Origin of the sequence: Bacillus infantis (assembly GCF_020171945.1) — a bacterium.
GTDB lineage: Bacteria > Bacillota > Bacilli > Bacillales > Cytobacillaceae > Bacillus_AB > Bacillus_AB infantis_A.
The window spans coordinates 504,969-528,210 of sequence record NZ_JAIVAP010000002.1 but is presented as its reverse complement, the minus strand read 5'-3'; the positions used below and the strand labels follow the sequence as shown (position 1 = coordinate 528,210).

Here is a 23,242-nt window from a genome sequence, read left to right as displayed (position 1 = left end):
CTATGAAAATTATTGCATGCTATTATTTGCAAGGTTATATTTTTCAAGCTTATAATACAAATTCCGGACTGACAGCCCCAGGCTTTTAGCAGCTGCCGTTTTATTGCCCTTATGCTTCTCCAAGGCCTTTTTTATCATGGATGCTTCAAAGCTTTCCACAAGCTCGGCAAGCGAGGCATCATTGCCGCCATATTCTTCCGAAACTGAGCTTGTATTCGTTTCTCCTCTATGCTGCTTCAGAATCATTTCAGGAAGATGCCTTACCTCAATTTCTGTTTCATGATAGCCCATAAAAATAATGGCGCGGCCGAGAATATTATCCAGTTCCCTTACATTGCCCGGCCAGTCATAGGAAATCAGGGCTGAAATGGTTTCATCGGAGGCTTTATCCACATTGCGGCCATATTCCTGGTTGATTTTCTGGATCAGCCTGCTGCATAGCTGGGGAATATCCTGTTTCCGATTCCTTAATGGCGGGATATGTATTGGCATCCGGTTTATGCGGTAATATAAATCCTCCCGGAAAGTCCCTCCAGCAATTCCCTTCTCCAGATTAACATTGGTTGCCGCAATGATTCTCACGTTTATCGGAATCGGCTTAGTGCCGCCAACTCTTGTGATCTCATTCTCCTGCAGCACCCTGAGCAGCTTGGCCTGTGTATTGGCTGTCATTTCGCCGATTTCATCAAGGAAGATGCTGCCGTTATTGGCCTCTTCAAACAGGCCGCGCTTCCCTCCCCGCTTGGCGCCTGAAAAGGCACCCTCCTCGTAGCCAAAAAGCTCGCTCTCCAGCAGGGATTCCGATAAAGCCGCACAATTGACCCTAATGAATTTATTGTATTTTCTCCCGCTTGCATTGTGGATGGCATGGGCAAACAATTCCTTACCCGTACCGGACTCTCCTCTGAGAAGGATGGTTGCCGGCGTTTTAGCCCCCAGCTTGGCCTGTTCAATCGCCAATGTCATTTCTTCTGATGTGCCGATGATATCTTCAAACGAATACTTGGCTTCAAGCGTACGGATAATTTGCCGTGCCCTTGTAAGCTCCCTGTTCAGGCTTTTGATTTCAGACATATCATGGATGACACCGACGCTTCCCTTCAGCTTGCCGTCCACAATTACGGGAGCGACATTAACAACCACTTCTTTTTTGCCGGGGCCGACTCTCATCGCCGCTCCCCTTACTGCCCTTCTGGACTGAAGGACCTTCATATGTACACTTTCCCCTTCAGAAATATCCGCCGTAGCCGGCTGTCCGATTACCTGTTCCTCTGTCAGCCCTGTAATCCTTGTATAGGCTGGATTGATCAGCAGCCCCTTTCCATTTTCGTCCACCACCGAAATAGCTTCATCGCTTGACTGGATGATAGCCTGGAGCATGGTCTGTATTTCTTTCAGGTTTGTAATTTCTTCGGCGAGATTGACCACTTCGGTAATATCCTTAAAAACGGAGAACGCACCGATCAGCTCTCCCTTTTCTCCGATCATCGGAATTCTGGTCGTTATGATTTCCAGCCCGTTGGCAAGCACAAGCTCCTGATTAAGCTCTGTCCTTTTCGTTTCCAATACCCTCGGAAGGCAGCTGCCGGGTATTACATCAAGAACGTGCTTTCCGATAGCCCTTTCCCCAGGGATGCCTGTCATCCTCTCGGCGCTGCGGTTAAAGAGAATGATCAGGCCTTCCCTGTTGACGACGACCATTCCGTCATCTGTGGAATTGAAAATCAGGTCATGCTTATATGTTTCATTTTTAAATTCCTCGATAAGCTCTTCTTTCTCCTCGAGAAGCTTGCTGATGAGAAAGGCTACACTTCCGGGAATAAGCACTGTATTTTTCGAACGTGCTTCCCTGAGATCAATAAAAACCTTCTCTTCACCTGTCACTTCAATGATGATATCAGGATCATCTTTTATGTATTCTCTCCAATCCGGACCGGTCCGAATCCCTTCCAGGCGGGCAAGCTGGATACCCGGGGCATTGTCATTAATATCGACAACCGCTGATACATCAAGGACCGCGGTTTCTCTCAGCAGCCGCAAAATGGCCGTTCCGCCTTTCCCGGCACCGACTATCATAACTGTCTGCATGGCTATCCCTCTCTTAGTACGAAGATTTTTTCACTGATAGTCTGCAAGATCTTTCAATACTATTGTAATTATTTTCTCCATGCTTGACAAATTTCTTCTATAATTTATCATTACCGATGAAGAGACTTTTTTTAATGAGGGGCAAAATATGATAAGAATCGCTGCATTAGTCATTTTATTGATACCCGGCTTTATTGCTGCCATTGGTGTTAAACTGATGAGGGATATGGTATTTGGCATTCTCCAAAGTCCTTTCCCATATTTATGGCTTCAATTCCTGGCTGGCCTGCTCTTCTTTTTGCTGGGGCTTGGGTTTGTTGCCGGCTTCATACTGTACCGCGACCGCAAAAGGAATAAGGTGCAGGACCGCTTTAGAAGAGAGAGGGCTCAGGCGAAAAAGGCTGATTGATTATATATTATAGACTTCCTGCAGCGCTAATATTTCGATCAAAGCCTTACCATAAAAAGAACAGCACCCCGTTCGCTGCCGGGGTGCTGTTCTTTGCAGATAAGCATTTTTATTGGAAATTAATATTTTGCAGCAGATCTTTCAGAAGGGAGGGATGGAGATGAAGCCTTTGCAGATTTCTCCCGAAACGGCAATCAAGCTTGCCGAGAAGCTCAATGTTCCTTTAGAGCAAATCATGCATATGCCGCAGCACATTCTAATTCAGAAGATGATGGAACTTGAAAAAAAGGATTGAAGGGACTATTCGAAATGCATGCTGTTCCTGACAGCATAGAAGGTGCCCCTCACTGAAGTATCCAGCTTTCTTGATTGGCTTTTGATCTGGAGCTGCGTTTCCGGATAGGCGACCTGCAGGATGGATACTTCCCCTTCTCCCTTCGTCTCAAGCAGGCCCATCAATATCTTCCTTTGATGGTCCAGTACGGCGATTTCCTCCATCTGCCTCTCAAAAAGGCTTAATGTCTGTTCATATTGCTTATACTGTTTTTCACTCAGCTGATTTATGTATTGTTCAAAGATTTCAAGCTGCTTTTTGCCCTTTTCCATTTCAGCAGCCATTTTTCTATATGCCAGAAGGAGCGTCTCAAGCTCTTCATTGACTATATTCCTGTCAAATCCTTCAATTTGTATAATGGTTTTCCTTTCCAGCCTGTTGCCGATGATGCCTGCCTGCACTCTGCCTTTTGCCTCGATCAGGCCTCCAATCAGCTTCCCCTTTCTTTCATCCGCAAAGATGTTTCTTCCTTTCAAAATTCCGCCGATCGAATAATAGCCGATATGGATATCCCCGCCCGCTGTCAGGCTGCATTCATTAGAATGCTTAATATAAATGTTTTTTCCTGCAGTTATCCTGCCGGAGCCCTGGCCGAACGCGCCTCCTTTAATGAAAATATCCCCTTTTTCCGAAACGATTTCTTCAAACCCGCTGACGCCAAGTTCTCCCAATATAGAGATATCAAGTGAAGCATTGACGCTGTATCCCGGCTTGACAATGCCCCTGACTGTTATGCTTCCGTCAAATTCGATATTGCCTGTTTCAGGGCCTGCATCACCTTCTATAACCAGATGGCGGCCTACAGAAATTTTGCCGCCCCGGAATGTGACAACACCGTCGCATAACGCCCTCAGCACGATTTTACCGTCTTCTTCGCACGCTTTTACTGTTTTTTTGTCATATAGCAGTTTTTTATCTTTCCCTTTTAACGGAGGAACCGGATCTCCTGTCAGCGTCTCACCATAAATTCCTTCTTCAGCAGGGATTTTTTCGCCGAGCCAGTCCCCTTCCTGAACCTCATCAATGAAATTCATATCAAAATAATTGGCTGTGCCGTCCTCCCTTATGGCCGGCTTCCTTTCGCTCTGCTCATAATAGCAGATGACAGCATCGCTCCCATGCTGGGGAAGAAGGCCTTTTGCAATGACAGCTTCACTCTGCACAGGAACATTTCTCAGCACATCCTCCTCAACCGCATGTTCAACCCCAAGTTCCTGAAGCTGCAAGGATATCTGATCGGCTATAGCCTTGAATTCTGCTTTAAAATAAGCTTCCGTGCAGTTCAGCCGCAGCTTTGCTTCCATCATGTCCCTGGAAAGACTTACAGCTGCCAGGGGTTTCAGCTCGCCAATCAGCTTCCTTTCTGAATTTGCCAGTTCAAGCGCCTCTTTCAGCACCATAAATTTTGTAATAGAGATTCTCGGATAATCGAACAGTTCTTTTTCCAGTCTTTTTAAAGAATAGCCTTTTTTAAGGACAGTTATATAAACTTGATCCTCCTCACATTCGATTGTTAGTGACTCATCAGAAAATATTTCCATAGGACTATTCCCTTCCCAATAGGCATTTGTATTAAGTATAGCGGAAAAATAGGCATTTTGGCAGGTTCCTGCATAAATTAACAGAATTTTTGCCATTATCCCGCCTTTTTTATACAAAATAAAAAGCACCCCAGAATGGAATGCTCAGCTTTAAAAAAAATATGATTTCATTTTTAAGGTCTTCTTTCAGGCAGCCGCGGCATAAATTAAAAAACCTTAAAAATGCCTAACCCTTTCAAGAAGCTTTATGCTCGAGGCGCAGTTTATCAGCGACCATTGCGATGAATTCTGAGTTGGTGGGCTTTGCTTTTGTCATGCTCACAGTGTAGCCGAAAAGAGAAGAGATGCTATCGATATTCCCCCTGCTCCATGCCACCTCGATTGCATGGCGGATCGCCCTTTCCACCCTGCTGGCAGTTGTATTATACTTTTTGGCGATATCCGGGTAAAGGACCTTTGTAATGGATCCGAGCAGTTCAATATCGTTATAGACCATGGATATTGCTTCGCGCAAATATAAATAGCCTTTAATGTGGGCAGGGACGCCAATTTCATGAATGATGCTAGTGATGCTTGCATCAAGATTTTTAGGCTTGGATTCCGTTTGGCTTCTGTAGGCGGATGACTGGGACTTGCGGATGACCTGATTGGATTTGCCGCTCACCTGGCGGATATGGCCGGCGAGATTCTCCATATCAAATGGTTTGAGAATGAAATAAGAAGCCCCAAGGTCCACTGCTTTTTTCGTAACATCCTCCTGGCCGAAAGCAGTAAGCATGATGACATTCGGCATTGTTGATCTCCGCGATTCACGCAGCTTTTCAAGCACTCCCAGCCCATCCAGATGAGGCATGATTATATCAAGGACAAGAACGTCCGGTTCAGTTTCTTCGAGCACCTCCAGGCATTCCTGGCCATTATGGGCCACCCCGCTCACTTCCATATCCTCCTGGGATGCGATATATTCTTCCAGAAGCCCGACAAGCTCGCGATTGTCATCCACGATACATACTTTTATTTTTCTCACGTATTGTTTCCTCCTCAAATCCATTTGTGGTCTCTTTTTCTATCTAGTTCTATTCTAAATGACAAATTCGACAATGCAACCGAAATTCCTTTTGTTTTTTGAACTTTTCTTAAAAACCTGATAAAACCTTTATTTTTCTTCTGTTTTCTCCCACATTCGACTTAATTCGCAAATACAGTGATGATTCAGATGGATTTTGTCGATTATTCTTTAAATTGGACAAAAAAAAGAAGGCCAGGTGCATGCCTTCTTCATCGATGCATTTCAGCTTGCTTTTTCTTCGCTTTTTTCATAAATGTCTATTCCTGCTTCATTAAGCATCCACTCTATATGGACGCCGTACCCGCTGGTAGGATCATTTACGAACACGTGTGTGACTGCCCCGACAACCTTTTCGTTCTGAATGATCGGGCTCCCGCTCATCCCCTGGACAATTCCGCCGGTCTTATCGAGCAGCTCAGGATCTGTCACTTTGATGACCATCCCTTTTGTAGCCGGGAATTTCTGCGGTATAGTGCTGACAATCTCAATATCAAACAGGTCTACTTCGTCATCATCTACAACCGTAAGGATCTGGGCGGGGCCTTCTTTTACTTGATGCGAAAGCGCTATTGGCATCGGCTTATCCAGAATGCCGTTCTTCATGCCCCTGTTCAGTTCGCCAAAAATGCCAAAGGGGCTGTTTCTTTTGATATTTCCAATCACCTGTTTATCTGAAGAAAATCTTGCGAGCTTCTCGCCAGGATTCCCGTTGCTGCCTTTTTCAATGGATGTAACAGTCGAACGGACAATTTGCCCATCATCGACCACGATTGGTTTTTTTGTATCCATATCACTGATTACGTGCCCGAGGGCTCCATATTTCATTGAACCTGGATGATAAAAGGTCATGGTGCCGATTCCGGCCGCAGAATCCCTTATATACAGGCCCAGTTTAAAGTTATTTTCCGCCTTATCTTTAAGGGGCATCAATTCAGTGCTGATTTTTCCGTTTTCCCTTGTAAGTGTGAGCTTCATTGCCTTGCCAGTCTGGCCGGCTTCCTGGACAAAAGGCGCCACATCGGACATCTTCTCAATATTTTGGCCGTTTATCTGTGTGATGATATCTCCTACTTTGATTCCTGCAGTTTCGCCGGGGGACGCCTTTCCGTCTTTTGCATCCACAAGGTGATGGCCGACAACCAGCACCCCGACCGTATTCAGTTTAACCCCGATTGACTGGCCTCCGGGAATGACCTTAAAATCCTTCAATACATTTACATCAACTTTTTTCACTGGAAATCCTGCCAGTTCAAGCAGCATTTCGTCTTTTCCAATTTTTTTCCCCTGTACAGCAACCTGGCTTCCCTCCTGCTTAAGAGCTGCTGCCGCTTCTGTTTTCATTGATGCTGACACAGGTGCCGCCTTGCTGAAATTGTATGTTTCACCTTCAAATAGGGTAATCTCTTTGGGAATGCTGATATATTCTTGAAAGGGTTTGGAAAACCCTGCTGCAATTAATGAAACAAGGAGAATTCCACCAATTATTTTTCTTAGTAGCTCTAAATTCAAAACTTTCACTCTCCTCGCTTCTAGTCCACTCGTCAAATGGCTACATCTTTAATTTTGCCTCCTTAGTGAGCATTTATAACCTTTGCCCATATAAAAAAAGCTACCCTCTTTGGATAGCTTTTCAAGTTATTTTTATTTGCTGGGCAAGCTGGAGCAATTCTTTCGCATGCTCTTTCGTCAAATCAGTAATTTCCACCCCGGATATCATCCGTCCGATTTCCTTGATTTTATCCTCTGCATTGAGGGGTTTCACTGTTGTCTTGGTCCTGCCGTCACGTGTAGATTTTGCAATGAACAGATGTGTATCTGCCATTGCAGCAACCTGGGGAAGGTGGGAAATGCACAGAACCTGTGAATCCCTGGAAACATGATGGATTTTCTCCGCAATGGCCTGTGCAACGCGTCCGCTGACTCCTGTGTCAACCTCATCGAAGATAATCGATGTGACCCCCTGATGCTTTGAGAAGATGCTTTTCAGGGCCAGCATGATTCTGGACAGCTCACCGCCTGAGGCAACCTTTGAAAGAGGCTTGAGCGGCTCGCCAGGATTGGTGGATATATAAAATTCTACCTTGTCAGCACCATTGCGGTGGTAGCCGCGGCTGGACAATTCCTCGAAATTCACTTCGAATACCGTCTTCGACATATACAGCTCTTTCAATTCCCTATGAATGAGAGAGGTGAGCTTCTTTGCACTCTTTCTCCGAAGCCTGCTTAGTTGCTCGGCTTCAAGGCTCAAGTCCTTCTGGAGCGAGGAAAGCTCCCTTTGAAGCTGGTCAATATGCGTTTCCTTATTTTGCAGTGTCTCGATTTCTTCTTCTATCCCTGAAGCATATTCAAGGATTTCCTCGATTGTCTTGCCGTATTTCCTTTTCAGCTGATTGATTTCTGTCAGCCTTTCTTCAATTTCATTCAGCCTGGCAGGATCATATTCAAGAAAATCGAGCTTGCTCCTCAGACTGCTCGAAACATCCTCAAGCATATAGAAGCTGTTGGATACGGCATCGGCCATTTCCTTATACTCAGGATCCAATTCAGCAGCCTCCTGCAGGTGCCCCATGACAAGGCCGATCCAGTCCAGCCCCTTCTGCTCCCCCTGCAGTGCTGTGTAGCCAGCCTGCATGCTGTCATATATCCGTTCAAAATTTCCGAGCTTCGTTTTTTCTTCATACAGCTCTTCGTCTTCGTTGATTTTCAGCCCGGCTGTCTCAATTTCCTCCAGCTGAAATTGAATCAGATCAAGCCTGTGGGCCATCTGCTGTTCATTCTCGCTCAAATTCCTGAGCTTTTTGGCTGTTTGTTCATACGATTGGAATACTTCCAGATATTCGTGCAGGGCCGGCATGATCTCCTCAGAGCCGAACTGATCAAGCAAAGATAAATGCAGGGTTTCATCCATCAATTCCTGGTGCTCATGCTGTCCATGGATATCGATGATGGTCGACCCGATCTCACGGAGCGCAGCAATCGTCACCAGCTTCCCGTTCACCCGGCATACACTCTTGCCTGTACGTGAAATATCACGGCGAAGAACGACCATCCCTTCCTCAATGTCAATGCCGAACTCCCTTGATTTTCTATAGCAGGGATGATCCGGGCCATCTATTTGAAAAAGCCCTTCGATTTCAGCTTTCTGCTCGCCGTGCCGGACAAACTCTGAAGAGCCCCGGCCTCCCACTAAAAGGTGGATGGCATCGATGATGATTGATTTGCCTGCACCCGTTTCCCCCGTCAATACAGTTAAGCCCTTTTCAAAAGAAACAGAAAGGGCCTCTATAATAGCGAAATTTTTAATGGATAATTCACTTAGCAAAGATTTTCACCCCAATTTAAAGCATATCGATGAAGCGGTTGGATATCACTTCAGTATCTTCAGGTGTTTTGCAGATGATCAGGCAAGTATCATCGCCGCATATCGTACCGAGAATCTCTTCCCAGTCAAGATTATCTATCAGCGCGCCGATTGCCATCGCATTCCCGGGCAGCGTTTTCATAACCAGCAAATGGCCGGCAGTATCAATCCTGACAAAAGCATCCATTAAATTGCGTTTTAGTTTCTGCAGCGGATTGAACCTTTGATCCGCCGGCAGGCTGTATTTATATCTTCCATCCATTAAAGGAACTTTTACAAGATGCAATTCTTTTATATCCCTTGACACAGTTGCCTGGGTCACATTAAAACCGGCATTTTTCAGCTCGTCTACAAGATCATCCTGTGTTTCAATATCGTTATTGGCAATGATGTCTCTTATTTTAATATGGCGTTGTCCTTTATTCACTTTATCACCTCTATAGGCAGTCGAAACCTGATTTCTATCCATATGTTAGCCGATTTTCTGCTGAATGTACAATTTTTTCTGCAATAGACAGCAGGAATAGCCAGGAATCGCCATGATTCGAAGGCCCGGCGCCGAAAAAAAGGAATAAGCCTGATGCTTATTCCTCTTCTTTCTGCTGCTTTGATTTCAGCTCAGTATGAGCTTCCTTGACTACTTCATCCACAGAAGCAGAAAGTCCATTTTCGCCTTTTTCCTTTTCCCCTTCCCACCTCAGGTGAAGAAGAAACTCAATATTTCCGTCCCCTCCTGTTATGGGGGAATAGGAAAGGTTTCTGACATCATAGCCCTGTTCCAGCGAAAAGCGGATCATTCGCTCAATGACGTCTGCATGGACCTTGGGATCGCGGACAATCCCTTTTTTTCCGACCTGCTCACGGCCTGCTTCAAACTGCGGCTTTACAAGCGCGATAATATCACTCCCGGAAACCAGCAGAGTTTTCAGAACAGGCAAAATAAGCTTCAAGCTAATAAACGATACATCAATCGACGCAAAGTCAGGCATCTCCCCTGCCAGATCGGCAGGTGTCACATAGCGGAAGTTGGTCCTTTCCATTACCTCCACCCGCTCGTCCTGCCTGAGCTTCCAGGCAAGCTGATTATAGCCCACATCCAATGCATATGACATTTTCGCCCCATTCTGAAGCGCACAGTCAGTGAAGCCGCCGGTTGATGCCCCAATATCAAGAAGCACCTTGCCTGAGATGTCCACATCAAACTCTTTGATTGCCTTTTCCAGCTTCAGTCCGCCGCGGCTCACATAAGGGATCAGCTTGCCTTTAACTGTCAGCGGAATATCAGCGCCGACCTTTTCACCAGGCTTATCGAGGCGGCTTTCATTCGTATACACAAGCCCGGCCATGATGGCGCGCTTTGCCTTTTCCCTTGTCTCGATAAGCCCTCTTTCTACAAGCAATACGTCTAAACGTTCTTTCTTACTTTTCATCTGTTAAGCCCTTTTTTGTTTTTTTCTCGCCAGCTTTGCGAGCTTTTGTACAGCCATCTCAGAGGTCAGGCCGATTTCTTCGAGCAGTTCCTTTACGCTTCCATGTTCAATATACTCATCTGGGATTCCCATGCGTTCGATAGCTGCCTGATGGAACCCGTTTTCATGGGCAAACTCAAGGACGGCGCTTCCGAATCCGCCCTGCAGGATAGCTTCTTCTATTGTTAGTATCGGCATATTTAAACTTAATATTTCTGACAGCATCTTCTTGTCAAGCGGCTTGATGAACCTGGCATTGACGACTTTTATAGAATAGCCCTGCCTTTCCAGCTGGTCTACTGCTTCCATTGCCATCGGGATGGTTGTACCAAAGGTAAGGATTGCAGCATCGTCCCCTTCCTTCAGCACTTCCCAAGTGCCGATAGGAATCTTGATCAGTGTCTCATCCATCGGCACACCGATCCCATTGCCTCTTGGGAAGCGCATCGCAATCGGGCCGTCATCATACGCAAGAGCTGTGTTGACCATATGCTGGCCTTCATTTTCATCTTTCGGCATCATCATGACCAGATTCGGCACATGCCTCATGAAGGCAATGTCAAAGACACCCTGATGGGTTTCACCGTCAGCGCCCACAAGGCCTGCACGGTCGATACCGATGAAGACATTCAGGTTCTGGCGGCAGATGTCATGCACAACCTGGTCATAGGCGCGCTGCAGGAAGGTCGAATAGATAGCCAGGAACGGCTTCATATTTTGTGTGGCAAGCCCTGCTGCGACAGTTGCTGCATGCTGCTCGGCTATCCCCACATCAAACATGCGGTCCGGGAACTCGCTCGCAAAGCCCTCGAGCTTTGATCCGACAGGCATGGCAGGAGTGATCGCAACAATCCTGCTGTCCTTTCTCGCCAGCTTCCTTACGGTTTCACTGACAAGCTTGCTCCAGGCCGGCGGCGGGTTGATCGGTTTGACAAAGTCACCTGTGTCAATTTTGTATGGGCCTGTCCCATGCCAAGTCCCAACTGTATCTTTTTCAGCCGGGGAATAGCCTTTCCCCTTCTTTGTAACCACATGAAGAAGGACCGGCCCTTCTGTTTTCTTAGCATAGCTCAGTGTTTCGAACAGCTCTTCGAAATTGTGGCCATCGATCGGACCAAGGTACGTAAAACCCATTTCCTCAAAAAACATGCCGGAAACCAGTAGATATTTCAAGCTGTCTTTTACTCTTTCAGCAGTTGAAGCAAGCTTTCCGCCGACTGCAGGAACTTTTTTGAGCAGAAGCTCGAGCTCATCCTTCACCCACTGGTACTTGCCGGCTGTCCGGAGTTTTCCGAGAACATTGTGCAGGGCCCCGACATTTGGTGCGATCGACATTTCATTGTCATTGAGGATGACAATCATATTTTTTTGCTCGTGTCCGATATGATTGAGCGCTTCAAGAGCCATCCCGCCTGTCAGTGCGCCATCCCCGATGATCGGGACGATATGGGAGTCCTCTTTTTTCAAATCCCTCGCAATAACCATGCCCATGGCTGCTGATAAAGAAGTCGAGCTGTGTCCGGTCTCCCACACATCATGCTCGCTTTCAATCCGCTTCGGAAAGCCGCAAAGGCCTTTATATTGCCTGAGCGTATCAAATTCGCAGGCTCTGCCTGTAAGGATCTTATGGACATAAGACTGGTGGCCCACATCCCAAAGAAACTTGTCCTTCGGGCTTTCAAAGCATTTATGGAGGGCAATCGTCAGTTCAACGACACCAAGGTTGGGTCCGATATGGCCGCCTGTCACTGAAAGTTTTTCTATAAGAAAATTCCTGATATCCTGGCTGAGATCTTCAAGTTCTTTATTTGAGAGCCCTTTTAAAAATGAAGGGTCCTTAATTGATAATAGATCCATGTCTTGGATCACTCACTTTCATTTCTATTTAAAACTCTGTTATTATTAATTCTCTTTTATTATAACGATATGACAATTTTCCACAACAAAATATAGCATATTCCCTGCATTGTACCATAAGAGTAACGCATTGCACCCGATTTTCCAACTGATTTCCCTTTTGGGGCATCCCTCCCTGCTGAAGGGCAGGGTCAGTTTAAATCACAAAAGCTTAAAGCTGCTGCATGCAAACAGGGAATTCAGTACTATCAAAAGCTGCAAAATCAATACATTCCTAACCAAGAACAAAAGCGCAAGCGCCTTGATCACCCATAAGGATCACAGACTATGAACGCCACGTCCTGTGGCAACGTCTGCATGACCCCCAACCTGGGGGCCTTATGACGAACCTCCCGAAAAGGCGTTCTTTGCCTTTTCGGGAGGTTTGGCTTGTTGCCCCGGCGCAGCTGCTGGACGCTGATCAAGAATTGATAATAATCCACAAGACATACAATTTATAATTTCCTTAACAAAGAAAAAGCCGTTGGCCCGATGCGGCAAACGGCTTCCATCTCATATCCGGCATTTGCAGGATCAACAGGAAATGCCAATTAGTCAGTGATCTCTGTTCGCCACCAGATTGGTTATCTCCTCCAGCAGCTGGATTTCAAGGCCTGTTTCCTGCAGCCGGGCCTTAGCCATCCCTATATGATGTTCAAGCGCCTGGTTTGCCCCTTCCATAGTGAGGATGGATGGGTAGGTGCTTTTATTATTGGTCTCATCGCTGCCAACCGGTTTTCCAAGGACCTCTTCATTTCCTTCCAGGTCAAGGATGTCATCCCTGATTTGGAAAGCAAGGCCAAGATGGTGGGCAAATTCATTCAGGCTTTTCAGCTGGCTTTCCCCTGCACGCGAGAGGAGCGCCCCTGCTGCAACACTGAATGCAAGGAGCTTGCCGGTTTTGTGCACATGTATGTATTCAAGCTCTTCAAGGTTAAGGTCTTTGTCCTCTCCTTCAATATCTGCCGTCTGGCCGCCGACCATTCCTTCAGCACCCGAAGCCCTGGCAAGCTCATTGATCAAAGCCAGTTTCACTTCCGCATCAGCATGCTCAGGAGCTATCTGTGCAAGAATCTGGAAGCTGTATGTCAGCAGTGCGTCTCCAGCAAGAATGGCATTTGCCTCGCCAAACACCTTATGGCTGGTCGGCTTCCCCCGCCTGAGATCATCATCATCCATGCTTGGAAGGTCATCATGGATAAGGGAGTAGGTATGGATCATCTCCACAGCAGCGGCAGCCTGCAGGCCTTTTTTTGTATCTTCCCCAAAAGCCTTCAGTGTAGCGAATACGAGGAGCGGCCTGATCCTTTTGCCCCCTGCCTGGAGGGAATAATGCATTGCCTCCTTCAGCACCTCCGGGGCGGCCAGCCTGCCGACACTTTCCTCAAGCTCGCGCTCTAGCATCTTTATATGGACCTCTGAAAAAGAATCAAGCTGTACATCCGGCACCATTACTCCTCCTCCTCGACGACAAATGGTTCTTTCTTGCCTTCTTCTGTCAGAACCTCCGTCAGCTGTTCTTCTACCCTTTGCAGCTTATCATGGCACAGCTTTGACAGCTCCATGCCCTGCTTATAGATGGCAATGGCTTCTTCGAGCGGCACATCGCCTTCTTCCAGCTTTTCTACAATTCCTTCAAGCTTTTTCATCGCTTCTTCGAATGTGAGTTTTTCTTCTGCAGCCATTTTTATCACTCCTCTTTGCCTGTCACCTTGCAATTAAAAGTTCCATCTGCCAATTTCACCTGGACATCATCGCCCTTTTCAACCTGGGAGACACTCTTCAGGAGCATGCCTTCCCTGCTGTAGGCCAAGCTGTAGCCCCTGTCCATAATCTTAAGCGGGCTCAGCGCCTCAAGGGTTGAAACCATGCCGCCGAATTCCTTCTGCTTCTTGGTCAAAACCTCTTTCATAGCTCTGCCGAGTGCACGGTTGCCGCGTAAATGGATTTCCTTCGCTTCTTTGTACAAATCTTTCGGATGATTCCTCAGAAGCCTTTGCAGCAGTCTGTCCCGCTCCTCGCTTTTCAGCTCTGCAAGCCTGCCGGCGCTCCTTTTAAGCTGTTCTGTCATCCTGTCTGCCTGTTCAAGCTTTTGTTCATACAGCCGCTGCGGATAGCGGAAAGCATAAGATTTCTGAAGCCTGCCCAACCGTTCCCGCTGCAGGACTGCCCTTTCCTTCATCGCCCTGATAAGCCTGGACTGGCGGTTTAAAATCCGTTCAGCCAATTCATCGATATGCGGAACCGCAATTTCGGCCGCCCCGGTTGGTGTGGGCGCCCGGCGGTCGGCGGCAAAATCGGCAATTGTAAAGTCGGTTTCATGCCCCACAGCCGATATGACCGGAATGGAAGATCCAACGATTGCTCTGGCAACCTGCTCTTCATTGAAGGCCCACAGCTCTTCAATCGAACCTCCGCCCCGCCCGACAATCAGGACATCAGCCTCGGCCTGCCGGTTTGCAAGTTCGATGGCACCAGCGACAGAAGGAGCTGCCTGAGCGCCCTGTACAAGTGCCGGATAGATCAATATATTGGCGATCGGAAAGCGCCTTTTTATTGTTGTGATGATATCTCTTACTGCAGCTCCTGTCGGAGATGTTATAACTCCGACTGTTTTAGGGAATTTCGGGATGGGCCTTTTGCGTTCTGGAGCAAACAGCCCCTCTTTCTGGAGCCTTTCCTTCAGCTGCTCAAAGGCCAGGAAAAGATCTCCTACTCCATCCGGCTGCATCTGCTTGACATAAATCTGATACTGCCCGCTTGGCTCGTAGACGGAGATTTCACCGCTGATCAGGACCTTCATCCCGTTCTCAGGTTCAAATTTCACTGAACGTGCAGAACTGGAAAACATGACTGCCAGGATCCTGGATTTCTCATCCTTCAGCGTAAAGTACATATGTCCGCTTGAATGCCTCTTGAAATTAGAGATTTCGCCTTTGACAAATACCTCCTGCAGATGCGGATCATGGTCGAATTTTCGTTTTATGTATTTAGTAAGAGCGCCTACGGTCAGATAACGCTTTTCCTTCATAGCATACTCCTTTTAAAGGGCTGGGTATCCAAATGCAATTTGCTGTTTGTGTGTATAATAATCTAAACAGCGTAAAAAGCCCTTCCCTATTATAAGTTTAAATAAGGCCATCCGTCACGCCAAAACGGCTGCATATCGCACATTTAAACTGGATAGAGACAGGGCAATTAATGCTAAGTAAAGCCTGGAAAGGCAGGACTTTAAGACTCCAGGCTATCCTTCACCTTCGAGAGAACGCCGTTGATGAAACGGCTGGACTGGTCATCGCCAAATATCTTTGCAATTTCAATTGCCTCATCAATGACAACATTTGCGGGGACGTCTTTGCTGTATTTCAGCTCATAGACCCCTTGGCGGAGAAGGTTGCGATCTACTGTTGCAAGGCGTTCCAGCTTCCATTTTTCAAGATACTGTTTGATCATATTGTCAATTTCTTCTTTATTTTCCAGGACACCGGTTACCAGAAGTGTCAGATAGTCGTCGCCTTCTTCTCCCTCGAGCACATGGTCGATTGCTTCCGAAGGATCTGCCTGGCTCACATCAATCTGAAACAGGGCCTGTAATGCTTTTTCTCTTGCTGTTCTTCTTTTCATTATATTCTTTAACTCCTTTTAGGCATCTTTGTCCAAATAAACATAAGAAGATAATAGCATAAGTAAAGCAGGTTCGCACAGCCTTCATCAATATTTTTGCCATTATGCCTTAGATTCATAGGTGTTTTTTGATACTAACTGCAAGAAAGTTCCATATCCTTCACCAGGTCCAGTAATGGAAAGAGCCAAAGACATTAGCTGTCTTTGGCTCTTCTGATCAGATTTCCTGTTCAATTTCCGGCTCAAGCTTCTGGTTCTCGAATAAGATGCCCACCACATGAATATTAATTTCCTGTGCTTCAAGAGCAGTCATGTTCAACAGGGCCTGGCGGATATTATCCTGGATTTCCTGGGCCACGGCAGGGATGGAGATGCCAAATTTCATCAGGCAGTACACCTCGACCTTGATGCCCTCCTCAGTCAATTCAACCTTGACGCCTTTGCCATGATTTTTCTTGCCTAAACGCTCGACGACTCCTGAGGCGAAATTGCCGCGCATCTGTGCAACTCCTTCTACCTCAGAGGCAGCGATACCTGCAATCACTTCAATGACTTCAGGAGCTATTTCTACTTTTCCATGCCCAGTATTCCCCTGGCTCATTTCCAAAATGTTCTCGCTCATTACAGCACCTCCGGTTAATCTTCAGACTTCATCACTTCGTACATCTCAAGGAACTTGGTATTGAACTGTCCTTCCACAAATTTCTCGTGGCTGAGCAGCTTAAGATGGAATGGAATGGTCGTGTGCACGCCTTCGACCACAAATTCGCTTAAAGCCCTCTTCATGCGGGAAATGGCTTCTTCCCGGCTGCTGCCATAAGTAATGACCTTCGCAATCATGCTGTCATAATAAGGCGGGATCATATAGCCCGGATAAGCTGCAGAATCGACCCGGACGCCAAGGCCTCCTGGAGGCAGGTACATACTGATCCTCCCGGCTGAAGGCATAAAGTTCTTCTCCGGGTTTTCCGCATTGATCCTGCATTCGATCGCCCAGCCATTGAAAGTAACTTCGTCCTGGCGAAGGGCAAGCTTTTCACCGGATGCAACCTTGATCTGTTCTTTGATCAGATCGACTCCCGTCACCATTTCTGTGACAGGATGCTCTACCTGTATCCTGGTGTTCATTTCCATGAAATAGAACTTTCGGTTCTGATAGTCATATATAAATTCTACAGTGCCGGCGCCTGTATAATCAACCGCTTTTGCAGCTTTAACGGCGGCTGCCCCCATTTCTTCACGGATTTCTCCGTCAAGTGCGGGAGATGGCGTCTCTTCAAGGAGTTTTTGAAGCCTTCTTTGAATCGAGCAGTCCCTCTCGCCCAAATGAAGCGTATTGCCATAATTATCAGCAAGCACCTGAATTTCCACATGGCGGAAATCTTCAATATATTTTTCAATGTAAACGCCAGGATTGCCAAAAGCAGTCAGGGCCTCCTGCTGGGTAATATTGATCCCCTTCACCAGCTCTTCCTCGGTGCGGGCTACACGGATGCCTTTACCTCCACCGCCGGCCGTCGCCTTGATGATAACGGGATAATCAATTTTTTCGGCCAGTGCCTTGGCGTCATCCACATCCTTTATGACACCCTGTGAACCAGGGACAATCGGCACTCCCGCTTCTTTCATTGTTTCACGGGCAATATCCTTTGTACCCATTTTGCTGATGGCTTCGGGAGTCGGGCCTACAAAGATGATGTTGCATTCACGGCACAGCTCTGCAAAGGCAGCATTTTCCGCCAGGAATCCGTAGCCGGGATGTATGGCATCACACCCTGTCAGTTTAGCAACACTAATGATATTCGTAAAGTTAAGATAGCTGTCTTTAGAGGCTGTCGGGCCGATGCAGTATGCTTCATCAGCCAATTGTACATGCAATGCTTCTTTATCAGCTTCCGAATAGACAGCAACAGATTCTATATCCATTTCCTTGCAGGCACGGATGATCCGTACAGCAATTTCCCCTCTGTTTGCAATTAATAATTTTTTTATCATCGAAAGCTCTCCTTACTCAGGCTTCACCAAAAATAATGGCTGTCCGTATTCGACCAGCTGGCCGTCTTTCACCAGAATTTCCACAATTTCCCCATTCACTTCTGCTTCAATTTCGTTGAACAGCTTCATTGCTTCAACAATGCATACGACAGAATCCTTGGATACCTTTGAACCTGTTTTAACGTACACATCAGCATCCGGAGACGGAGAAGCATAGAAAGTCCCAACCATTGGCGAAGTGATTTTATGTAAGTCAGCATCCTGTACAGTTTCTTTTGGAGCTTCCTGAACGGCCGCCGGGGCTGCCTCCTGAATTGGAGCTGCAGGCGCAGCAGGCTGCTGGACAGGTATCTCAACGGCTCTTTGAACTGCTGCAGGCTGAACAGCAGCTGCCTCTGCAGCCACGGTTTTCTTCATTTTGATTTTAGATCCTTCATGCTCATATTCAAATTCATCAATTGTAGACTGATCAACCAGTTTAATCAGCTCGCGTATTTCTTGTACTTTTAACATACCATTCGGCACCCCTTGTCCTAAATAAATTATGACTAGATACTAATATCATACGATAAGACCACACCAAAGTTCAACCGGCTTCTTTCAAGCTGCAGGACCTTTTTGTATCCTGCCCTTCTATTTTAATGTTTTTTTTAATTTTTGTGAAATTCCGCAGAGGAAATATGCCTGTGCACAGAGAAACCTTACAGTATTAGACTTTTTTCGACGGAGGAAACCATAATGGAAAAGCTTGAGAGCATAAAAAGGGAAGATTTGGCCCGAAAAAATTCACTCATTGTCAAGTCGACTTTTGTAAGCGTTATCTTAGCTGCTGCTGTAGATATTATAATGAAAAAGGAACTGGCTGTCATCCTTGCCATTCTGATTGCCGGCGGCATCGGCTTCTGCGTTGTTTGGATGCTGCACCGCATTCCATCCGCCATTCGTATCGTTCCGTACACAAGCATGATCCTGATTACTGCCGTCATGTTCATCATCATGGAAAACAGCGTCTCGCCAACAGCTTTTTTCCTCGCATTTTTCATCATTGCTGCGGCAGCCATCTATATGGATACACTTTTGCTCTGGCTGGCTTTTTTACTTGGAATTGTACTCATAACAGTCTTTGCAGCACTTCACCATGACTTCCTTCCATTGGAATTGAAAAATTATGTGACGATTTATCTGCTTTACCTTTTAGTAACAGTGCTACTTTCGTTTCAATTCTCCATATCGCGCAAGCTGGCCGAGAACATTGTCTTTTCTCAGGAAAAGACTGCACAGCTGCTGAAAATCGACCAGGAGATCAGGAAAGCCATAGACAAGAGTACAGCTGATATTTCTGAAATGATTGAACAGGTGAAAGAGAGGAGCGGCCAAAACTTTGAGGCTGCATATTCCATGTCCCACTCGATCGCCGAGGTTTCCGCCGGAATTCAGACCCAGGCCGGGGCAATCATGGGAATCAACCAGTCATTGGCAGTTGCAAACAAGCAGGCAGAAGATACTGCCATCCTGTCGGAAAAACTCCATCAGGATGCAGCTGCTGCCGAGCTGATCACCCAAACAGGCGATGCCCTGGTAGGCAAATTGGCTGAAGAAATGAGCGTATCTTATAAGGAGATGCAGAATGCGATTGTGAAGATGAGCAGCCTTTCACTGCGGATACAGGATACCGCCGCGTTTACCGATTCAATCCAGGAAATAGCATCTCAAACAAATATGCTTGCATTGAATGCATCCATTGAGGCTGCCAGAGCAGGAGAACGCGGGAAGGGATTCGCAGTAGTGGCAGATGAAGTCAGAAAGCTCGCCGACCTGACAAGGAAAACGGCCATCATGATTTCTGAAAACCTGCAGGAGGTTATTTCGGAGACAGAAGCCGCCAAAGAAGACCTGGGAGCTGCAGGAAAAACCATTACCGGCAACCTGACACTCACTTCAGATACCCAGCAGGCGTTTGAGGAAATTTTCACAGCCTTCATCAGGCTGAAAGAGGATATTGCCAGATACAGCTCCATGACAAGGCAAATCAAGGAATCTTCCCATTCGATCGGGAATGCAGTCACAGAATTCAGCTCTGTGATTGAGCAGGCAAGCGCCGCCCTGGAGGAGCTTTCCGCCTCTGTCGGAGAGCAGGCAAAACAAAACGAAAACATATTCTCATCGATAAAAAAGGCGCATCATTCACTGGAGGATCTGGTGGAGTTTCAGAAAAAGTAGGCTGAGACTCAGCAGATTTCACCTTTCCCTGCATGCTTATCATATGCCAAAGAGAAATAAAGAGGGAGTGCATCACTGGATGCACTCCCTCTTTATAGTACAAATCAGGCAAAAGAGCTGAGCAGCGCCCTCCGCTTTTCTATTTCCCAGGTTCAAATTCTACTGATGCTACCTGCAGCTGAGGGATTTCGCCTTTTACCATTTGGATGATTTCGTTGGCGGCTGTTGGCGAGTGTTCTTTTGATTTGATGGTGATGCGGACTTTTTCTCCGTCTGCCCTTACAAGGACGTCTTCATAGTCCATGGCTTTGATGACTGTTTCAAGGAGAATTTCTTTTTGGGCAACATCTCTAAGCTGGTCGATTTTTTCTTTCGCTTCGTTTCGTTCTTCAGCGGAAAGATCTGTGGATGCCATGACATTGGTCAGTTCCTCTTCCATCCGGCTGCGCTCATCTTCCATCTGCATGCGGAGCGTTTCGAACATTTCATCGCTGGAAACCCCGGAGATGACTGTTTCGCCATCTTCTGAAGCAGTTTCTTCAGCTGAGGACTCTTTTGCACCTGCGGTTTCTTCATTTGCCTTTTCTTCGACTGCGGCCAGATCATTGCTTTTTTGTTCAGGAGTGGTAATGTAGTATACAGAGAGCACGACAACTAAACTTAGCATTGTTAAAAGCCAGACTGTTTGTTTTTTCAATAGCATTTCAGGATTCCCCCTTAGATTTTTTTGGCATTACAGCTACACGGTGGCTTGGCACATCCAGCGACCGCGTTACAGCCTCAATGATCCACTTTTTTACTTGTATGTTATCGGCGCCTTTAGCGACGACGAGTACTCCCCGTATGACAGGTTTCTTCGTTTCAACCACTATCGGAACCTCTTTTTCTCCATCTCTGATAATCACCAGCTGGTCTTCCTTGGACAAATCCTCCACTTTCCTTTTTCCTCCCTCCCGATCTGTTTCATCGGTCGTTTGGGACTTGGTTGTGGAGTTCTTTTCCAATACCTTCTTCTCGGTCGCATCCACATTGACAACAACCGTGACATCATCCACACCAATAATGGAATCGAGCGCTTCCTTCAGCTGGGCTTCATAAGCTTTTTCGTAATCAGTAATAGACCCGTTCCCGCCGGTCTTCTTCTGGCCAAAGGCCGGGACATCTTCAGCTTCCTTCCCTTCCTCGTTGCTGAAAGCCGGAAGCACCCCGCCAGCTGCTTCCTCCTTGAAAAAGGAGCTGCTGATGAGCATGATTGCTGCCCCGAACAATAAGGCAATCAGCAAATATTGATATTTTCCCTGCTTCTTATTTTCACCGCTTCCCATCAGGTGTTTCTTTATCCAAGCCAGCGGCCCCTTTTCATTGTCCATTAATCCTTATTCCCCCCTTCTATCATGACTTCGATAGATTCTTCCTTGATATTCCATTTTTGAGCAAGAAGTGAAGCGATATTGTTTGATTCATCTGTTTCTGTGCTAGATGGAAAGGGTTGATTCGTATTGATTTCTACCATGGAGACCACTTCGACTGCTTTTTCTTCAGGAACCTGCTGCCTTAGCTGGATGGCGACCCTCTCCAGATTTTCCGGGAAGGCACTCTGATCATTTTCATCCACGATTAGACTGACATCTTCAATTTCCAATCCGTACTGGTCCATCAGCTCCTTTTCTGCGTCCGTTTTCATTTGGACAGCCATTTCTTCTAAAATATATGCACTGGTTGAGGCTTGTATTTCTTTTTTCTTCATTTCTATTAAATTTTCCATATTATCATCTTCCGCTGTTTCAAAAACATTGATTTTCCCAATGGCTTCTTCAAAGTCCTGTGTAAACAGCTTGAGGACCGGAGACAGGATGATCGTGATCAGCAGCAGCCCGGTCACCATCTTCGTATACTTCTGCAGGCTTGAATTCGGCAGGAGCATGTCCACAACAGTAGCCAGCAAAACAAATAGTATGATGTTTGTAACCCACTCTTTTATAAAGTCCATATCGGTCACCCCTATCTCATCATCATGGTCAGATTTCCTGCAGCGATTATGACGGTTATGCTTAGGAAAAACATAAGAGACACAAGGGCGAGTGCCGCAAATACGTAAATGACGCTCTTGCTGATGATGTCGAGGCAGGCGATGACCGGGCCCCCGCCGAGCGGCTGGAGAACAGCTGCTGCAAATTTATATATAAAAGCAATCATAAGAATCTTGATTGCCGGAAACGCTGCGATGATCAGCAGAATCGCGACTCCTGCGATCCCGACTGTATTTTTCAAAAGCACTGATGCACTGATGACCGTATCTGTGGCATCCGTGAACATCCTTCCGATTACGGGGATGAAATTTCCTGTTATGAATTTCGCTGTCCTCAAGGTCACCCCGTCCGTGATTGCGGCAGAAGCACCCTGCACTGAGATGACTCCAAGGAAAATGGTCACGAACAATCCCAAAAGGCCTATGCTCCAGTTCCGCAGAAGATTGGCAAGCTGCGTCACCTTGTAATTCTCTGAAAGGACACTCACAATACTGAGGACCGCCGAAAGAAACAGAAGGGGCAGCACCGCATACTGAATGAACATACCGCTGATATTCATCAAGAACAGTATGACAGGGTGAAAAAATGCAGCTGACACCAGGCCGCCAGACGAAGCGATCAGAGCCAATAGGAGCGGGACAAGCGCCAGGATGAAAGATGTCATCGTGCTGATGGCTTCGATGCTGTAATCAACCGCAACACGGAAGCTGTTCAGTGCGATGATCACCAGAACCATAAAGATGATGGAATAAGCGGCCTTGCTGACAGAGCTCTTTTCAAAAGAATTCTGAAGGGACTGCAGAAACATGCTGAAGACTGTCAGGATGATGAGAGACCCGAGAAGCTTTCCATTGACGAGAAACTCATGAAAGAGAAACTTCATCCCCCCGAGCATCCACTCCTTCAAGGAAAACTCTTTATCTCCCTTAATAAATTCATATAAACTGCCTTTCTGGCTTTCCGGCAAAAAGCCGCCATATTCAGTTGAAACTTTTTCCCAAAAACCTTTCAGCTCATCAAGCTCAAGGGTTTCAAGCTGGGCCTCAACCAGCGCCTCAGCCCCCCTGGGCCCGTTCTCTCCTTCGTTTTCCCCGGAGGCTTGTACAACTGGCATCACACAGAAGGTGGCGAGAAATAATACTAGAAAAATAAACGGCAGCCGCTGCTTCATCTTTTCACCTCATTTAAAGAAACATGATTGCTGGG

22 protein-coding genes are annotated in these 23,242 nt (G+C 46.6%); 3 read left to right on the top strand and 19 right to left on the bottom strand.

Annotation, left to right across the window (positions count from 1 at the left end; translation table 11 throughout):
• Nucleotides 1-9: 9 nt before the first annotated feature.
• The gene (locus LCM00_RS06715) at nt 10-2,088 is read right to left on the bottom strand and encodes a sigma-54 interaction domain-containing protein (RefSeq protein WP_224899248.1); all 2,079 of its coding nucleotides are present in this window, start codon (nt 2,086-2,088) and stop codon (nt 10-12) included.
• Between the two features lie 148 nt (nt 2,089-2,236).
• Between LCM00_RS06715 and LCM00_RS06710 the strand changes: the two genes are divergently transcribed.
• A complete protein-coding gene (locus LCM00_RS06710) occupies nt 2,237-2,497 on the top strand; it encodes a DUF2627 domain-containing protein (RefSeq protein WP_224899245.1) in 261 nt (86 codons plus the stop codon).
• Nucleotides 2,498-2,657: 160 nt separating this feature from the next.
• Entirely contained in the window at nt 2,658-2,792 is a 135-nt protein-coding gene (locus LCM00_RS06705) for a YycC family protein (RefSeq protein WP_224899242.1), read from the top strand.
• 5 nt (nt 2,793-2,797) lie between these two features.
• On the opposite strand, the gene LCM00_RS06700 is transcribed toward LCM00_RS06705, so the two are convergent.
• From LCM00_RS06700 to accB, 14 genes are all read right to left on the bottom strand, one after another.
• A complete protein-coding gene (locus tag LCM00_RS06700) occupies nt 2,798-4,372 on the bottom strand; it encodes a DUF342 domain-containing protein (protein ID WP_224899239.1) in 1,575 nt (524 codons plus the stop codon).
• A gap of 235 nt (nt 4,373-4,607) precedes the next feature.
• Nucleotides 4,608-5,399, bottom strand: a complete 792-nt coding sequence (gene spo0A, locus LCM00_RS06695; protein ID WP_224899236.1) for a sporulation transcription factor Spo0A — start codon at nt 5,397-5,399, stop codon at nt 4,608-4,610.
• A gap of 264 nt (nt 5,400-5,663) precedes the next feature.
• Complete coding sequence (spoIVB, locus tag LCM00_RS06690) at nt 5,664-6,959, bottom strand: SpoIVB peptidase (protein WP_404802143.1); 1,296 nt, start codon at nt 6,957-6,959, stop codon at nt 5,664-5,666.
• Between the two features lie 112 nt (nt 6,960-7,071).
• The gene (gene recN, locus LCM00_RS06685; RefSeq protein WP_224899228.1) at nt 7,072-8,763 is read right to left on the bottom strand and encodes a DNA repair protein RecN; all 1,692 of its coding nucleotides are present in this window, start codon (nt 8,761-8,763) and stop codon (nt 7,072-7,074) included.
• A 16-nt stretch (nt 8,764-8,779) separates the two neighbouring features.
• Nucleotides 8,780-9,229: a transcriptional regulator AhrC/ArgR gene (ahrC, locus tag LCM00_RS06680; protein WP_009794964.1), complete on the bottom strand. Its 450-nt coding sequence runs from the start codon at nt 9,227-9,229 to the stop codon at nt 8,780-8,782.
• 157 nt (nt 9,230-9,386) lie between these two features.
• Nucleotides 9,387-10,232: a TlyA family RNA methyltransferase gene (locus tag LCM00_RS06675; RefSeq protein ID WP_224899225.1), complete on the bottom strand. Its 846-nt coding sequence runs from the start codon at nt 10,230-10,232 to the stop codon at nt 9,387-9,389.
• A 3-nt stretch (nt 10,233-10,235) separates the two neighbouring features.
• The gene (gene dxs, locus LCM00_RS06670; RefSeq protein ID WP_224899222.1) at nt 10,236-12,128 is read right to left on the bottom strand and encodes a 1-deoxy-D-xylulose-5-phosphate synthase; all 1,893 of its coding nucleotides are present in this window, start codon (nt 12,126-12,128) and stop codon (nt 10,236-10,238) included.
• 594 nt (nt 12,129-12,722) lie between these two features.
• Nucleotides 12,723-13,619, bottom strand: coding sequence for a polyprenyl synthetase family protein (locus LCM00_RS06665; RefSeq protein ID WP_224899219.1), 897 nt, complete (start codon nt 13,617-13,619; stop codon nt 12,723-12,725).
• Nucleotides 13,619-13,852 carry an exodeoxyribonuclease VII small subunit gene (locus LCM00_RS06660; RefSeq protein ID WP_224899216.1) on the bottom strand — a complete coding sequence of 78 codons (234 nt, stop codon included), beginning with the start codon at nt 13,850-13,852 and terminating at the stop codon, nt 13,619-13,621. The genes LCM00_RS06665 and LCM00_RS06660 overlap by 1 nt, the downstream gene beginning before the upstream one ends.
• 5 nt (nt 13,853-13,857) lie before the next feature.
• Nucleotides 13,858-15,198 carry an exodeoxyribonuclease VII large subunit gene (xseA, locus tag LCM00_RS06655; RefSeq protein ID WP_224899213.1) on the bottom strand — a complete coding sequence of 447 codons (1,341 nt, stop codon included), beginning with the start codon at nt 15,196-15,198 and terminating at the stop codon, nt 13,858-13,860.
• A 200-nt stretch (nt 15,199-15,398) separates the two neighbouring features.
• Nucleotides 15,399-15,791 carry a transcription antitermination factor NusB gene (gene nusB / locus LCM00_RS06650; RefSeq protein WP_224899211.1) on the bottom strand — a complete coding sequence of 131 codons (393 nt, stop codon included), beginning with the start codon at nt 15,789-15,791 and terminating at the stop codon, nt 15,399-15,401.
• 217 nt (nt 15,792-16,008) lie between these two features.
• Nucleotides 16,009-16,413, bottom strand: coding sequence for an Asp23/Gls24 family envelope stress response protein (locus LCM00_RS06645; protein WP_009794956.1), 405 nt, complete (start codon nt 16,411-16,413; stop codon nt 16,009-16,011).
• A 14-nt stretch (nt 16,414-16,427) separates the two neighbouring features.
• Complete coding sequence (gene accC, locus LCM00_RS06640) at nt 16,428-17,786, bottom strand: acetyl-CoA carboxylase biotin carboxylase subunit (RefSeq protein WP_224899209.1); 1,359 nt, start codon at nt 17,784-17,786, stop codon at nt 16,428-16,430.
• Nucleotides 17,787-17,798: 12 nt separating this feature from the next.
• A complete protein-coding gene (gene accB / locus LCM00_RS06635; protein ID WP_224899207.1) occupies nt 17,799-18,299 on the bottom strand; it encodes an acetyl-CoA carboxylase biotin carboxyl carrier protein in 501 nt (166 codons plus the stop codon).
• Between the two features lie 225 nt (nt 18,300-18,524).
• Here accB and LCM00_RS06630 point away from each other — a divergent pair, with 225 nt between their 5' ends.
• Nucleotides 18,525-20,006, top strand: coding sequence for a methyl-accepting chemotaxis protein (locus tag LCM00_RS06630; RefSeq protein ID WP_224899204.1), 1,482 nt, complete (start codon nt 18,525-18,527; stop codon nt 20,004-20,006).
• 139 nt (nt 20,007-20,145) lie between these two features.
• On the opposite strand, the gene LCM00_RS06625 is transcribed toward LCM00_RS06630, so the two are convergent.
• From LCM00_RS06625 to spoIIIAE, 4 genes are read right to left on the bottom strand one after another with little or no spacing between them, the layout of a single operon-like run.
• Nucleotides 20,146-20,709 carry a SpoIIIAH-like family protein gene (locus LCM00_RS06625; RefSeq protein WP_224899202.1) on the bottom strand — a complete coding sequence of 188 codons (564 nt, stop codon included), beginning with the start codon at nt 20,707-20,709 and terminating at the stop codon, nt 20,146-20,148.
• A 1-nt stretch (nt 20,710) separates the two neighbouring features.
• Nucleotides 20,711-21,376, bottom strand: a complete 666-nt coding sequence (gene spoIIIAG / locus LCM00_RS06620; RefSeq protein WP_224899200.1) for a stage III sporulation protein AG — start codon at nt 21,374-21,376, stop codon at nt 20,711-20,713.
• Complete coding sequence (gene spoIIIAF, locus LCM00_RS06615) at nt 21,376-21,996, bottom strand: stage III sporulation protein AF (protein WP_224899198.1); 621 nt, start codon at nt 21,994-21,996, stop codon at nt 21,376-21,378. Before spoIIIAF ends, spoIIIAG begins: the two co-directional genes overlap by 1 nt.
• Nucleotides 21,997-22,007: 11 nt before the next feature.
• Complete coding sequence (gene spoIIIAE / locus LCM00_RS06610) at nt 22,008-23,207, bottom strand: stage III sporulation protein AE (RefSeq protein ID WP_224899195.1); 1,200 nt, start codon at nt 23,205-23,207, stop codon at nt 22,008-22,010.
• Between the last annotated feature and the right edge of the window lie 35 nt (nt 23,208-23,242).

Bases quoted from the DNA above. Each gene is read 5' to 3' on its own strand.
- LCM00_RS06715 (WP_224899248.1), bottom strand. From the start codon at position 2,088: ATGCAGACAGTTATGATAGTCGGTGCCGGGAAAGGCGGAACGGCCATT.
- LCM00_RS06710 (WP_224899245.1), top strand. From the start codon at position 2,237: ATGATAAGAATCGCTGCATTAGTCATTTTATTGATACCCGGCTTTATT.
- LCM00_RS06705 (WP_224899242.1), top strand. From the start codon at position 2,658: ATGAAGCCTTTGCAGATTTCTCCCGAAACGGCAATCAAGCTTGCCGAG.
- LCM00_RS06700 (WP_224899239.1), bottom strand. From the start codon at position 4,372: ATGGAAATATTTTCTGATGAGTCACTAACAATCGAATGTGAGGAGGAT.
- LCM00_RS06675 (WP_224899225.1), bottom strand. From the start codon at position 10,232: ATGAAAAGTAAGAAAGAACGTTTAGACGTATTGCTTGTAGAAAGAGGG.
- dxs (WP_224899222.1), bottom strand. From the start codon at position 12,128: ATGGATCTATTATCAATTAAGGACCCTTCATTTTTAAAAGGGCTCTCA.
- LCM00_RS06665 (WP_224899219.1), bottom strand. From the start codon at position 13,619: ATGGTGCCGGATGTACAGCTTGATTCTTTTTCAGAGGTCCATATAAAG.
- LCM00_RS06660 (WP_224899216.1), bottom strand. From the start codon at position 13,852: ATGGCTGCAGAAGAAAAACTCACATTCGAAGAAGCGATGAAAAAGCTT.
- xseA (WP_224899213.1), bottom strand. From the start codon at position 15,198: ATGAAGGAAAAGCGTTATCTGACCGTAGGCGCTCTTACTAAATACATA.
- nusB (WP_224899211.1), bottom strand. From the start codon at position 15,791: ATGAAAAGAAGAACAGCAAGAGAAAAAGCATTACAGGCCCTGTTTCAG.
- LCM00_RS06645 (WP_009794956.1), bottom strand. From the start codon at position 16,413: ATGAGCGAGAACATTTTGGAAATGAGCCAGGGGAATACTGGGCATGGA.
- accC (WP_224899209.1), bottom strand. From the start codon at position 17,786: ATGATAAAAAAATTATTAATTGCAAACAGAGGGGAAATTGCTGTACGG.
- accB (WP_224899207.1), bottom strand. From the start codon at position 18,299: ATGTTAAAAGTACAAGAAATACGCGAGCTGATTAAACTGGTTGATCAG.
- LCM00_RS06630 (WP_224899204.1), top strand. From the start codon at position 18,525: ATGGAAAAGCTTGAGAGCATAAAAAGGGAAGATTTGGCCCGAAAAAAT.
- LCM00_RS06625 (WP_224899202.1), bottom strand. From the start codon at position 20,709: ATGCTATTGAAAAAACAAACAGTCTGGCTTTTAACAATGCTAAGTTTA.
- spoIIIAG (WP_224899200.1), bottom strand. From the start codon at position 21,376: ATGGACAATGAAAAGGGGCCGCTGGCTTGGATAAAGAAACACCTGATG.
- spoIIIAF (WP_224899198.1), bottom strand. From the start codon at position 21,996: ATGGACTTTATAAAAGAGTGGGTTACAAACATCATACTATTTGTTTTG.
- spoIIIAE (WP_224899195.1), bottom strand. From the start codon at position 23,207: ATGAAGCAGCGGCTGCCGTTTATTTTTCTAGTATTATTTCTCGCCACC.